The sequence below is a fragment of the Pseudomonas bananamidigenes genome, assembly GCF_001679645.1.
Taxonomy (GTDB): domain Bacteria; phylum Pseudomonadota; class Gammaproteobacteria; order Pseudomonadales; family Pseudomonadaceae; genus Aquipseudomonas; species Aquipseudomonas bananamidigenes.
The window spans coordinates 104988-117576 of the sequence record NZ_LRUN01000002.1 but is presented as its reverse complement, the minus strand read 5'-3'; the positions used below and the strand labels follow the sequence as shown (position 1 = coordinate 117576).

Genomic DNA, 12589 nt, shown 5'->3' with positions numbered 1-12589 from the left:
GCGCATGTTGGGTACTGACTGGCTGACACTTCTCTGCGCGGCAGCAGTCGGGTTCTCCGTGCTGAACTATGTGCTGCTGGACGGCACGGATCTGGGCACGGGCACCTTGATGGGCGTGACTCGCAGCCGTCAACACCGCCGGGCCATGGTCGTGAGCATCCTGCCGATCTGGGACGCCAACGAAACCTGGCTGGTGCTCGGCGGCGGTGGCTTGCTCGCCATGTTCCCCAAGGCTTACGCCATTCTGCTGCCGGCGCTGTACCTGCCGTTCATGCTGATGTTTCTGGCGTTGATTGTCCGGGCGATGGCGCTGGAGTTTCGCGATCATGCGCCCGATCACCGCATCAAGCGCGGGGTGGATGGTTTATTGATGCTCGGCTCGGTTGTGGCTGGCGGTTGTCAGGGGATCGTGCTGGGCACGCTGGTACAAGGTGTGCCCGAACAGAACGGCCAATACAGCGGTGGCGGTTGGGAATGGCTGGCCCCGTTCCCGTTGTTTTGCGGCGCGGTGCTGGTGATCGGCTACACATGGCTGGGCGCAGGGTGGCTGTATTGGAGATGCGAAGGTGAACTTCAGATCCGCGCGCGACGGCAGGCAAAGTGCTTGGCCATGCTGACCGTGGCCTTGCTGATCGTTCTGGTTGTCTGGACATCGACCCTTCACGCGCAGTATGCGCAACGCCTGGGAAATCCTCGGGTATGGCTACCGACAATGGCGACCCTGACGCTGTTGCTCGCCGGATTCCGGGCGGCCTTCGCAACCCGACGCGACTATCTGCCGCTGTTCGCTGCCCTGGGCATTTTCGTCCTGGCATTCGCCTTGATGCTCGTCGCCCTGTTTCCGCTGATCATCCCGCCGCAATTGACCTTGCAGGCTGCTGCGTCGAGCCCGGTCAGTCAGGTGTTCATGCTGACGGGGTTCGCGGTGCTGATCCCGCTGACGCTGTTTTACAACACCTATGGTTTTCGCGTGTTCAGCGGCAAGATTCACCCCGCCGAAGATTGACTCGTCCAATGCTCGGTCAACGCTCCAGAGCGGCCCTGAACAGGGTCGGTGGCAGGGAATGGCAGTGTTTCGATTTGCTGCAACTGAGCTTCGCTGGGCGACTCGCGGCGAATGTCCGCATGCTGGCCAGGCGGGTAGGCGCCAACCACCAGAAAATCGTCGCTGGCATTCAGGCTGCAATGTCCGGTGCCCGCCGGCAACAACAGGACATCGCCCGCGCTGACCATGAGTATCTGCCCGTCGGGGCCGCCGATCATCAAGCGTGCCTCGCCGCAGGCAATGCCAAGCACCTCATGGCCCTGGGTATGGTAATGGTGATAGTCAAAAACAGTGGAGCGCCACTGTGGCGGCCAGCCGTTGTCGGCAAAGGTTTTCTCGAATGCCGACGCTGGATCTTCACCCTGGATGGCAATGGCACCGGAATACACCAACACGGGCAGACGCGGATTGTTCGGCACCCAGCCATTGCGCGGTAGCAACAAGGCGTGCACCGAATCGGAATCATCTCGGGTCATGACTGCTCTCCCGAAAAAGGGCCTGATCGTCAATCAGGCCCTGTGGCTGGTCATGCCGCCATATGGCTGGCGACCCATTCCTTTTTACAGGCGCTTTTCATGGCTTCCATCTGTTCGCCAAGTTCATCGAGTCGGGCTTTGCCGAGCAGTTTCCTGGCTTGAGGAAACATCTCTTTCTCCTCTTCCTCGATGTGGTGTTCCAGCAGCTCCTTGACGACTTTCACCCGGCCTGCGAATTCCGGGGTGCCGGGATCGGTTTCCTTGAGGTCGGGCAGTACGAGTGAATCCACGGTGCGATGTTCTTCCTTGGCCTCGTAATACATCACATCCTGTTCCTTGCTGCCCGCTGCCTTGAAGGCCGGGTAGAGGATTTCCTCTTCCAGGCGGGTATGGATGGTGATTTCCATCTCGAGCTTTTCCAGAAGCTCTACCCGTTTTTTGGTGGCCCGTTCGGTGGAATCGCTCAATTGGCCCAGAATGCCTTTCACTTTTTCATGGTCAGCTTTCAGAAGATCGATGGCGTTCATTTTGGCTGTCTCCGATTAAAGGATTGCGGCTGAATCATTGTTATGTGCTCAGGCGTACTCGCATTTCGCATGCCATTTCCGTCCCGGATAAAAATGTCTTTCAAATCAGCGACATGAAGCTCGACCTGCCTGTAGGCCGGATTGCACTCTGCAAGATTCACCCTTCGCCAGCCTTGCAATCAGCCCATGCGTCACATGGGCTCGACATCCACACGAACTTCGCCGTCCGCCGGACTGTCCAGTCCTTTACATGCACTGGATGAAGGCGGAAACGACATGACGATGACCGTAGGAGATTTTCTGGTCGAGCGACTGAGCGAGTGGGGCGTGACGCGGATTTTTGGTTATCCGGGCGACGGCATCAACGGCGTTTTCGGTGCACTGAGCCGGGCCCAGGGCAAGATCGAATTCATTCAGGCGCGACACGAAGAGATGGCTGCGTTCATGGCCTCGGCGCATGCCAAGTTCACCGGTGAGTTGGGGGTGTGCATCGCCACTTCGGGCCCCGGTGCTTCGCACCTGATCACGGGGCTCTACGACGCGCGCATGGATCACGTACCCGTGCTGGCCATCGTGGGTCAACAGGCGCGCGCGGCACTCGGCGGACACTATCAGCAGGAGCTTGACCTGCTGTCGATGTTCAAGGATGTGGCCGGTGCCTTTGTGCAACAGGCGTCAGCTCCGGCACAGGTTCGCCACTTGATCGACAGGGCGGTACGCACGGCTGTCGGTGAGCGGCGCGTGACGGCGATCATCCTGCCCAACGACTTGCAGGACATCGAATATGAAGCTCCGGGACGGACCCATGGCACCGTGCATTCCGGGGTGGGTTATACCAAACCGAAAGTCGTGCCATATGACGCGGATCTGCAACGCGCCGCCGAGGTTCTTAACGCAGGCGAGAAAGTGGCGATTCTGGTGGGAGCCGGTGCGTTGCAGGCCACCGACCAGGTCATCGCTGTGGCGGAAAAACTCGGCGCCGGTGTCGCCAAGGCGCTTCTCGGCAAAGCGGTACTGCCGGACGAACTGCCCTGGGTCACGGGCAGCATCGGTTTGCTGGGCACCGAGCCGAGCTACAAGCTGATGACCGAATGCGACACCTTGCTGATGATCGGCTCGGGGTTTCCGTACTCTGAATTTCTGCCAAAGGAAGGTCAGGCACGCGGGGTGCAGATCGATCTGCAACCCGACATGCTGAGCCTGCGCTATCCCATGGAAGTCAATCTGGTGGGTGACGCCGGGGAAACCCTCGCCGAATTGTTGCCGTTGCTCGAGCACAAAACTTCACGCAAATGGCGCAAAAAGGTCGAAGGCTGGCGCGCTTCCTGGGAAAAGACCCTGGAAAAACGCGCCATGGTCAAGGCCGATCCCGTCAATCCTCAGCGGGTGGTGTTCGAACTGTCGCCACGCCTGCCGGAGCTTTCGATCATCACCAGCGATTCCGGCTCTTGCGCCAACTGGTACGCCCGCGATCTGAAAGTGCGACGCGGCATGAAGTGTTCTTTGTCCGGCGGCCTGGCTTCGATGGGCGCTGCCGTGCCTTATGCGATTGCGGCCAAATTCGCGTTCCCGGAACGTCCGGTGATCGCGCTGGTGGGCGATGGTGCGATGCAGATGAGCAATCTGGCGGAGTTGATCACGGTGGCCAAATATTGGCGGCAATGGGCGAGCCCCAAGTGGATCTGCGCGGTCTTCAACAATGAAGACCTCAATCAGGTGACCTGGGAACAACGGGTCATGGAGGGGGATCCGAAGTTCGAAGCGTCACAGAGCATTCCCGATGTTCCTTATCACCTGTTCGCCATTTCCATTGGCTTGAAAGGCATCTTCGTCGATCGCGAAGAGGACGTGGCCGCCGCGTGGGAGCAGGCGCTGGCTTCGGAGGTTCCCGTGCTGATCGAGTTCAAGACCGACCCCAACGTGCCGCCGCTGCCGCCGCACATCAAGCTCGAACAGGCGAAGAAGTTCGCCACGACCTTGCTCAAGGGCGATCCGGACGAGGCGGGTGTTCTGGTGCAGACCGCCAGGCAGGTGCTGGGCTCGGTCATGTCGCGCAAGAAGTGACTCATGGGCGCGCCGCATCTGTATATCGGTTGCGCGGGATGGGGCATCGGGCGTGATCTTGCCGCCGAATTTCCCGGGGATGGAACGCATCTGCAGCGTTACGCCCTCAGGCTCTCGGGTGTCGAGATCAACAGTTCGTTTTACCGACCGCATCGCCGAACGACCTACGAACGGTGGGCGCAAGCCGTGCCTCCGGATTTCCGGTTCAGCGTGAAAGTACCGAAAGTCATCACTCACGAACGGCGGCTGGCCGGATGCGAGACCGAGCTGGATACGTTCCTTGAACAGTGTTCAGGGCTCGGCCAGCGTCTGGGCTGTCTGCTGGTGCAACTGCCACCGTCGCTCGCTTATGACGAGGCCGTCGCCCGGGTTTTCTTCAACCACTTACGGGACCGGTTTTCCGGTTCCGTCGTACTGGAGCCACGTCACTCCAGCTGGGTGAATGCCCAGCCGCGTCTGACGACCTGGCAGATTGCCCAGGCGGCGGTCGATCCCTCGCGAATAGAGACCGATGGCGCACCTCGCGGGGCGCCGGGTACACAGTACTGGCGCTTGCACGGCTCGCCGAGGATTTACCACAGTCCTTACGGCTCTGATTACCTGAAAAAACTGGCCATGCAGCTGCGAACGGTCGAGGCCGAGCATGTCTGGTGCATCTTCGATAACACGGCCAGCGGCGCGGCTCTGGTCAATGCGCTGACGCTGTCTGATTGGCTTGAGACGTGAGTCGTTCAATCGTTCTGACCAAAGACGTCGCACGCCACCACTCGTCGCAGCGGTCTGGCAATTGTTTGAACATCCCTTTGGCCGTCTCTGACAGATAAGTCTGAGCAGGCGAAATTTCACTTTGTCTGCCAACGGGAGAAGACCATGAAAGCAATCGTCTATAACGGCCCGCGTGACGTCAGTGTGCAAAACGTCGCCGATCCGAAAATTGAAAAGCCGACCGATGTCCTGGTCAGAATCACGACGACCAACATCTGCGGTTCCGATCTGCACATGTACGAGGGGCGCACTTCGATGGAAACCGGCCGGGTTTTCGGACACGAGAATCTGGGGGAAGTCATCGAAGCGGGCGCAGCGGTGGAGCGGGTAAAGGTGGGAGATCGAGTTTGCCTTCCCTTCAACATCGGCTGCGGTTTCTGTGAAAACTGCGAGAGGGGCCTGACCGGTTTCTGCCTTACGGCCAATCCGGGCACGGCGGGTGCCGCTTATGGGTTTGCCGACATGGGGCCGTATCAAGGCGGCCAGGCAGAATTGCTGCGGGTGCCCTATGCGGACTTCAACTGTCTGGTTCTACCCGAGGACGCCCAGGAGCGGGAAGATGATTACGTGATGCTGTCCGACATCTTCCCCACCGGCTGGCACGCCACCGAGCTGGCCGGCCTGCTGCCGGGCGAAAGCATCGCCATTTATGGCGCCGGCCCGGTCGGCTTGATGGCCGCTCACTCCGCCATGATCAAAGGGGCATCGCAGGTCTTTGTCGTCGACGATCACCCTGACCGGCTGAAGCTCGCCGCCAGCATCGGTGCAACGCCGATCAATTCGGTCGAGAAGGAGGCCGTGGACCAGATTCTCAACCTGACCCATGGCAAAGGTACGGATCGTGGCTGCGAATGCGTGGGCTACCAATGTTGTGATCGACATGGCCATGAAGCCAATCACCTGACCATGAACAATCTGGTCGCCTCCACCAAGGCCACCGGCGGAATCGGCGTCGTCGGGGTCTTCGTACCGCAAGACCCGGGGGCCGAAAACGAACTCGCCAGGCAAGGCAAGATGGCCTTCGATTTCGGTGCTTTCTGGTTCAAGGGCCAGCAGATCAAGACCGGTCAGGCCAACGTCAAAGCCTACAATCGCCGATTGGCCGAGCTCATTCACCACGGTCGCGCCAATCCTGCGCAGATCATCTCTCATCGTCTGAAGCTCGAGGAGGGGCCGGACGCCTACAAACATTTTGATGAGCGTGACAACGGCTGGACCAAGGTCGTCCTGAAACCGGGCGCGTGAGTCTGCTTTGACAGAAAGGCAATTGCTGAAGGCTTGCTTCGTGCAGATGGACGTCAGCGAACGCCTTCAGCCGAGGAAGCTCCTTGCAGGAACATGTGCTCGATCATTCTGGCCGAGTTGGCGTTGGCAGCCCGCCCGCGCTGCTCGGCATCCACCAGACCGTAGACCAGAGCGATGAACAGTTCGGTCAGGATCGCGGCGGTGATGTCGATGCGAAACAACCCGCTCTGCTGGCCTTTCAGGAAGAAGCCGTCCAGCGCCTCCAGATAAAACAGCCAGCGTGTGCCGCCGCATTCCAGATCGAGGAAATCGGGGCGGTACTGCGCCATCAGAAACGCAAGCATTTCACGATGGGCCAAGTGTTCGCGGATCAACCGGCGCAGCGCGTCCAGTGGTTCTGTCCCCTCTAAAGCGGCGTTATCGATGATCAGTCTGAGCGTGCCCTCGGCATGCGCCTCCAGTTGCACGATCAGGTTTTCCCGCGTGCCGCAATGGCGGTGCAGGGTCGCCTTGCTCACGCCTGCCAGTTGCGCCAGCTCCTTCATCGTCGCTCGCGGTCGGTTGACCACCGCCAGCGTCAGCGATTTGAGCAGCTGTTCATCATGGGAAATCGAGTTCATCACGGGGCCTTGGCGACAGTCATACAAGATTCACAAAATACTCACATGAGACAATATTGACTCATTAGGATTTGAAACGTAGCATTCGCGCCAAATTCGATCAAGCCTTGGGTGAGTTATGGGCAATTTGCGTGCGGTAGGGATGGCGAGTTCGTTGGCACTCGCCATTGCGTTGGCCGGGTGTGGGCCGACTGAGGATCAGGCAGCGAGCAGCGCTGAAGTGGCGCGTCCGGTAGAAGTGCTGGCGGTGAAGACTGAAGCGTTGGCGCTCTCTTCGGAGCTGCCGGGCCGGGTCGAGCCGATGCGCGTCGCGGAAGTGCGTGCCCGGGTACCGGGCATCGTGATGCAAAAGCGTTTTGAAGAGGGCGCGGATGTGAAAGCCGGGGATCTGTTGTTCCAGATCGACCCGGCACCGCTCAAGGCAGCGTTGTCCCGGGCCGAGGGTGAACTGGCTCGCGCCCAGTCCGTTGCGCTTGAGGCGCAGGCCCGGGTCAAGCGCTATGAGCCGCTGGTGAAAATCGAGGCGGTCAGCCAGCAGGATTTCGACAGCGCCATGGCTGATCTGCGCAGCGCGCAGGCAGCCACCCGTTCGGCCCAGGCCGATCTGCAGACGGCACGGTTGAACCTCGGTTATGCCTCGGTGACGGCGCCGATTTCCGGTCGTGTCGGCCGTGCACTGGTCACCGAAGGTGCGCTGGTCGGGCAGGGGGATGCAACCTTGATGGCGCGCATTCAGCAGCTGGATCCGGTGTACGTCGACTTCACGCAGTCGGCTGCCGAGGCACTGCGTCTGCGTGAATCGCTCAAGGACGGAAAACTCTCCGCTGACGACAACACGGCGTTGTCGGTCCGGGTCGAGGGCACCGCGTACGAGCGTCAGGGGGCGCTGATGTTTACCGACGTGGCGGTGGATCGCGGCACCGGGCAGGTGTCGTTGCGCGGCAAATTCGCCAATACCGACGGCGTGCTGTTGCCGGGCATGTTTGTCCGTGTGCGCACGCCGCAAGGCACAGACAGCCAGGCGATTCTCGTGCCGCAGCGCTCGGTGCAGCGCGGCAGCGATGGCAGCGCCCAGGTGCTGGTGGTCGGCGCCGATGACCGGGTCGAGGCACGCACTGTCGTGACCGGTGCCATGCAGGATTCGCGCTGGCAGATCAGTGAGGGCCTGAAGGCCGGCGATCAGGTGATCGTCGGCGGTCTGGCCGGTTTGCAACCGGGGACCAAGGTCGTTGCGGGTCAATCCCCGGCCCTGGCTCAGTCGCCTGAGTCGAAACAGTAAGGGCGCCGTTGTCGCGAGGATTTTCCGATGTCCAAGTTTTTCATCAAGCGCCCGAACTTTGCCTGGGTGGTGGCGTTGTTCATCTCTCTGGCCGGTCTGCTGGCCATTCCGATGCTGCCGGTGGCGCAGTATCCCGACGTTGCGCCGCCCCAGATCAAGGTGACGGCGACCTATCCCGGTGCCTCGGCCAAGGTGCTGGTGGATTCGGTCACCAGCGTGATCGAAGAGTCGCTCAACGGTGCGAAGAACCTGCTGTATTTCGAGTCGACCAACAACTCCAACGGCATTGCCGAGATCGTGGTGACGTTCCAGCCCGGCACCGATCCGCAACTTGCCCAGGTCGATGTGCAAAACCGCCTGAAAAAGGCCGAGGCGCGCATGCCGCAAGCGGTGCTCACTCAGGGCCTTGAGGTGGAACAGACCAGCGCCGGTTTCCTGCTGATCTATGCGCTCAGCTACAAGGAAGGCAGTCAGCACAGTGATACGACCGCATTGGGCGACTACGCCGCGCGCAACATCAACAACGAACTGCGCCGGGTGCCGGGTGTCGGCAAACTGCAGTTCTTCTCGTCCGAAGCCGCCATGCGGGTCTGGATCGATCCGCAGAAACTGGTGGGCTACGGCCTGTCCATCGAGGACGTCAACAATGCTATCCGGGGGCAGAACGTGCAGGTGCCGGCGGGCAGCTTCGGCAGCACGCCGAGCAGCAGCCAGCAGGAACTGACCGCCACGCTGGCGGTAAAGGGCACGCTGGATAATCCGCAAGAATTCGGTCGCATCGTCCTGCGCGCGAACGAAGATGGCTCGACGGTCAAACTGGGCGACGTCGCCCGTGTGGAAGTTGGCCAGGAAAGCTACAACTTCAACTCGCGTCTGAATGGCAAACCGGCGGTGGCAGCAGCGATTCAGCTGTCCCCGGGTGCCAACGCGATCCAGACGGCCAGTGCGGTCAAGGCGCGCCTGGCGGAACTGTCGGCGTATTTCCCTGCGGACGTTGAATATTCCGTGCCTTACGACACGTCGCGTTTTGTCGATGTGGCCATCGAGAAGGTGATTCACACCCTGATCGAGGCAATGGTACTGGTGTTCCTGGTGATGTTCCTGTTCCTGCAGAACATCCGTTACACGCTGATTCCGTCGATTGTGGTGCCGGTGTGCCTGCTCGGCACGCTGGTGATGATGTACCTGCTGGGCTTCTCGGTGAACATGATGACCATGTTCGGCATGGTGCTCGCGATCGGCATTCTGGTGGACGATGCCATCGTGGTGGTGGAGAACGTCGAGCGGATCATGGCCGAAGAAGGGTTGTCGCCGGTCGACGCCACGGTCAAGGCCATGAGTCAGGTCTCGGGCGCGATCATCGGCATCACCCTGGTGCTGTCGGCAGTGTTCATGCCGCTGGCGTTCATGTCCGGTTCGGTGGGGGTGATTTACCAGCAGTTTTCGGTGTCGCTGGCGGTGTCGATCCTGTTCTCGGGCTTCCTCGCACTGACCTTCACGCCGGCCCTGTGCGCCACGCTGCTCAAGCCGATCCCTCAGGGTCATCATGAAAAACGTGGTTTCTTCGGTGCCTTCAACCGTGGGTTCGCCCGGCTCACCGAGCGTTATTCGATCCTGAACAACGGGCTGGTCGCCCGTGCCGGACGGATGATGCTGGTGTACGCGGGCATTATTGCGGTGCTCGGTTACTTCTACCTGCGCTTGCCGGAGTCCTTCGTGCCGGTGGAAGACCAGGGTTACATGATTGTCGACGTGCAATTGCCGCCGGGCGCGACCCGCACCCGTACCGAGGCCACTGGCGAACAGCTGGAGCGCTTCCTCGCTTCCCGTGACGCGGTGCAATCGACTTTCCTGGTTTCGGGCTTCAGTTTCTCGGGCATGGGCGACAACGCGGCGCTGGCCTTCCCGGTGTTCAAGGACTGGTCGCTGCGGGGTGAAGATCAATCGGCCATGGCGGAAGTCATGGCACTCAACGAGCAGTTTGCCGTGACCAACGACGGCGCCGTGATGGCCGTGCCGCCGCCTCCGATCGATGGCCTGGGCAACTCCGGCGGTTTTGCGCTGCGTCTGCAGGATCGTGCCGGCCTGGGCCGCGAAGCCTTGATCGCCGCCCGTGACCAATTGCTCGGACAGGCCAACGGCAACCCGAAAATCCTTTACGCGATGATGGAAGGTCTGGCCGAGTCGCCGCAATTGCGGGTGGTGATCGACCGTGACAAGGCGCGCACCCTGGGCGTGAGTTTCGAATCGATCAGCGGGGCATTGTCCGCCGCGTTCGGCTCGGAGGTGATCAACGACTTCACCAACGCCGGACGCCAGCAGCGCGTCGTGGTGCAGGCCGAGCAGGGCGACCGGATGACCCCGGAAAGTGTACTCAAACTGTACGTCCACAACAGCGCCGGCAATCTGGTTCCGTTGAGCGCCTTCGTCACCACCCATTGGGAAGAAGGGCCGGTGCAACTGGTGCGCTACAACGGTTATCCGTCGATTCGCATCGTCGGTGACGCCGGACCGGGTTACAGCACCGGTGAAGCCATGGCGGAAATGGAGCGTCTGGCCGCGCAACTGCCGGCCGGTTTCAGCTACGAATGGACGGGGCTTTCGTATCAGGAAAAGGTCTCCAGCGGTCAGGCAACGCAACTCTTCGCGTTGGCGATCCTGGTGGTGTTCCTGTTGCTGGTGGCGTTGTACGAAAGCTGGGCCATTCCGCTGACGGTGATGCTGATCGTGCCGATCGGCGCCATCGGTGCGGTGCTGGCGGTGATGGTCGTCGGCATGCCCAACGACGTGTACTTCAAGGTGGGGCTGATCACCATCATCGGCCTGGCGGCGAAGAACGCGATCCTCATCGTCGAGTTCGCCAAGGAACTGTGGGAGAAGGGCTACAGCCTGCGCGACGCCGCCATCGAGGCCGCACGCCTTCGCTTCCGGCCAATCGTGATGACCTCCATGGCGTTCATTCTCGGTGTCGTGCCGCTGGCCATTGCCACCGGTGCCGGCGCGGCGAGTCAGCGCGCCATCGGTACCGGCGTGATTGGCGGCATGCTCAGTGCGACACTGCTGGGTGTGCTGTTCGTACCGATCTGTTTTGTCTGGGTGCTGTCGCGGTTGCGCAGCAAACCGGCCCCCATTGAACAACCCGCTTTGGCTCAGGAGTGATTCATGCGTATTTCAGCTTTCTCTACGCTGGTGATCGCCCTGATGCTGGGCGGCTGTTCGCTGGCACCGACTTATGAGCGTCCCGTTGCACCGGTGGCGGATCACTGGGCGGGAGAGTCGACCAAGAAGGGCAGCCCGATCAATCAACTGGCGTGGCAGACGTTTATTGTCGATCCCGACCTGCGCCGACTGGTGACCATCGCGCTGGACAACAACCGCTCGTTGCGACAGACGCTGCTGGACATCGAACAGGCCCGGGCGCAATACCGCATTCAGCGGGCCGACCGGGTTCCGGGCTTGAATGCCAATGCCTCCGGCAATCGTCAGCGTTTGCCGGCGGACCTGGCCAGCGATGGCCGGGCAGGGGTTGCCAGCAACTATCAGGTGGGCGTTGCGTTGCCGGAATATGAGCTGGATCTGTTCGGTCGGGTGAAGAGCCTCACTGATTCTGCGTTGCAGGAATACCTGGCCACTGAAGAAGCCGCCCGTGCGGCGCAGATCGCCTTGATCGCCGAGGTCAGTCAGGCTTATCTGGTTCACGACGGCGCCCAGCGTCGTCTGGAACTGACCCGGCAAACGCTGAGCAGCCGCGAGTATTCGTTCGCTCTGATCAGCCAGCGCCGTTCGAACGGTACCGCCACTGCGCTGGACTATCAGGAAGCGTTGGGGCTGGTGGAGCAATCGCGGGCCGAGCAGGAGAGCAATCTGCGACAGAAACAGCAGGCCTTCAACGCGCTGGTGCTGTTGCTCGGCACCAGGGATGCGGCGAAGTCGATTCCCGAGAAATTATCGAGTGAGCCAATGCTGGTGCAGGACATCGCCCCGGACACCCCGTCCGCCCTGATCGAGCGCCGGCCCGACATTCTCGCCGCCGAGCATCGCTTGCAGGCGCGCAATGCCGACATCGGCGCGGCGCGAGCGGCGTTCTTCCCGCGCATCAGCCTGACTGGCAGTTTCGGTACGTCCAGTGCGCAAATGTCCGGTTTGTTCGACGGAGGCTCGCGTTCCTGGAGTTTTGTGCCGAACCTGTCGCTGCCGTTGTTCGATGCCGGGCGCAACCGTGCCGGCTTGAGTCTGGCCGAAGCCCGCAAGGACTCGGCGGTGGCGGCTTATGAAGGGGCGGTTCAGACGGCGTTTCGCGAAGTCGCCGATTCACTGGCCGCCACCGACACTTTGCGTCGGGAAGAGGCAGCCCGGCGCGCCCTGGCAAACACCAGCAGCGAGACCCTGAAACTGGCCAAGGCGCGCTATGAAGGTGGCATCGACAGTCATCTGCGCTACCTCGATGCCCAGCGCACCAGCTTCGTCAACGAGACGGCGTTTATCGAAGTCAGCACTCAGCGGCAGATTGCACTGATCGATCTGTTCCGCTCGCTGGGTGGCGGCTGGTCCTCCGACAAGTCCTGAAG

The 12589-nt window shown here is 61.1% G+C and carries 10 protein-coding genes; 7 read left to right on the top strand and 3 right to left on the bottom strand.

Going from position 1 to position 12589, the window contains the following annotated elements; genetic code table 11:
- Window positions 1–4 precede the first annotated feature (4 nt).
- Window positions 5–1006, top strand: a complete 1002-nt coding sequence (cydB, locus tag BBF94_RS01915; RefSeq protein WP_065257399.1) for a cytochrome d ubiquinol oxidase subunit II — start codon at window positions 5–7, stop codon at window positions 1004–1006.
- On the opposite strand, the gene BBF94_RS01910 is transcribed toward cydB, so the two are convergent.
- Window positions 988–1521 carry a cupin gene (locus BBF94_RS01910; protein WP_065257363.1) on the bottom strand — a complete coding sequence of 178 codons (534 nt, stop codon included), beginning with the start codon at window positions 1519–1521 and terminating at the stop codon, window positions 988–990. The two genes, cydB and BBF94_RS01910, sit on opposite strands and share 19 nt — an antisense overlap.
- A 50-nt stretch (window positions 1522–1571) precedes the next feature.
- Window positions 1572–2048 (bottom strand): hemerythrin domain-containing protein, encoded by a 477-nt coding sequence (locus BBF94_RS01905; RefSeq protein WP_065257362.1) that lies wholly within the window; start codon window positions 2046–2048, stop codon window positions 1572–1574.
- A 276-nt stretch (window positions 2049–2324) separates the two neighbouring features.
- Between BBF94_RS01905 and BBF94_RS01900 the strand changes: the two genes are divergently transcribed.
- The 3 genes from BBF94_RS01900 (at window position 2325) to BBF94_RS01890 (ending at window position 6122) form a co-directional block, all read left to right on the top strand.
- On the top strand, window positions 2325–4112 hold the full coding sequence (locus BBF94_RS01900) for a thiamine pyrophosphate-requiring protein (RefSeq protein WP_065257361.1): 1788 nt from the start codon (window positions 2325–2327) through the stop codon (window positions 4110–4112).
- Window positions 4113–4115: 3 nt separating this feature from the next.
- Window positions 4116–4838, top strand: a complete 723-nt coding sequence (locus BBF94_RS01895) for a DUF72 domain-containing protein (RefSeq protein ID WP_065257360.1) — start codon at window positions 4116–4118, stop codon at window positions 4836–4838.
- A 144-nt stretch (window positions 4839–4982) separates the two neighbouring features.
- A complete protein-coding gene (locus BBF94_RS01890) occupies window positions 4983–6122 on the top strand; it encodes a glutathione-independent formaldehyde dehydrogenase (protein ID WP_065257359.1) in 1140 nt (379 codons plus the stop codon).
- 53 nt (window positions 6123–6175) lie between these two features.
- Here BBF94_RS01890 and BBF94_RS01885 read toward each other — a convergent pair whose 3' ends face one another.
- Window positions 6176–6742, bottom strand: coding sequence for a TetR/AcrR family transcriptional regulator (locus BBF94_RS01885; protein WP_065257358.1), 567 nt, complete (start codon window positions 6740–6742; stop codon window positions 6176–6178).
- Window positions 6743–6860: 118 nt separating this feature from the next.
- On the opposite strand from BBF94_RS01885, the gene BBF94_RS01880 reads away from it, so the two are divergent.
- The 3 genes from BBF94_RS01880 to BBF94_RS01870 are packed head-to-tail and all read left to right on the top strand — an operon-like array spanning window position 6861 to window position 12587.
- On the top strand, window positions 6861–8021 hold the full coding sequence (locus tag BBF94_RS01880) for a MexC family multidrug efflux RND transporter periplasmic adaptor subunit (RefSeq protein ID WP_065257357.1): 1161 nt from the start codon (window positions 6861–6863) through the stop codon (window positions 8019–8021).
- A 27-nt stretch (window positions 8022–8048) separates the two neighbouring features.
- On the top strand, window positions 8049–11180 hold the full coding sequence (locus tag BBF94_RS01875; RefSeq protein WP_065257356.1) for an efflux RND transporter permease subunit: 3132 nt from the start codon (window positions 8049–8051) through the stop codon (window positions 11178–11180).
- A 3-nt stretch (window positions 11181–11183) separates the two neighbouring features.
- The gene (locus BBF94_RS01870) at window positions 11184–12587 is read left to right on the top strand and encodes an efflux transporter outer membrane subunit (RefSeq protein ID WP_065257355.1); all 1404 of its coding nucleotides are present in this window, start codon (window positions 11184–11186) and stop codon (window positions 12585–12587) included.
- Window positions 12588–12589 lie beyond the last annotated feature (2 nt).

What these genes read in the sequence shown, in the direction of transcription:
- BBF94_RS01900 (WP_065257361.1), top strand. Translation starts at nt 2,325, where the DNA reads ATGACGATGACCGTAGGAGATTTTCTGGTCGAGCGACTGAGCGAGTGG.
- BBF94_RS01870 (WP_065257355.1), top strand. Translation starts at nt 11,184, where the DNA reads ATGCGTATTTCAGCTTTCTCTACGCTGGTGATCGCCCTGATGCTGGGC.
- BBF94_RS01890 (WP_065257359.1), top strand. Translation starts at nt 4,983, where the DNA reads ATGAAAGCAATCGTCTATAACGGCCCGCGTGACGTCAGTGTGCAAAAC.
- BBF94_RS01895 (WP_065257360.1), top strand. Translation starts at nt 4,116, where the DNA reads ATGGGCGCGCCGCATCTGTATATCGGTTGCGCGGGATGGGGCATCGGG.
- BBF94_RS01905 (WP_065257362.1), bottom strand. Translation starts at nt 2,048, where the DNA reads ATGAACGCCATCGATCTTCTGAAAGCTGACCATGAAAAAGTGAAAGGC.
- BBF94_RS01880 (WP_065257357.1), top strand. Translation starts at nt 6,861, where the DNA reads ATGGGCAATTTGCGTGCGGTAGGGATGGCGAGTTCGTTGGCACTCGCC.
- BBF94_RS01885 (WP_065257358.1), bottom strand. Translation starts at nt 6,742, where the DNA reads ATGAACTCGATTTCCCATGATGAACAGCTGCTCAAATCGCTGACGCTG.
- cydB (WP_065257399.1), top strand. Translation starts at nt 5, where the DNA reads ATGTTGGGTACTGACTGGCTGACACTTCTCTGCGCGGCAGCAGTCGGG.
- BBF94_RS01910 (WP_065257363.1), bottom strand. Translation starts at nt 1,521, where the DNA reads ATGACCCGAGATGATTCCGATTCGGTGCACGCCTTGTTGCTACCGCGC.
- BBF94_RS01875 (WP_065257356.1), top strand. Translation starts at nt 8,049, where the DNA reads ATGTCCAAGTTTTTCATCAAGCGCCCGAACTTTGCCTGGGTGGTGGCG.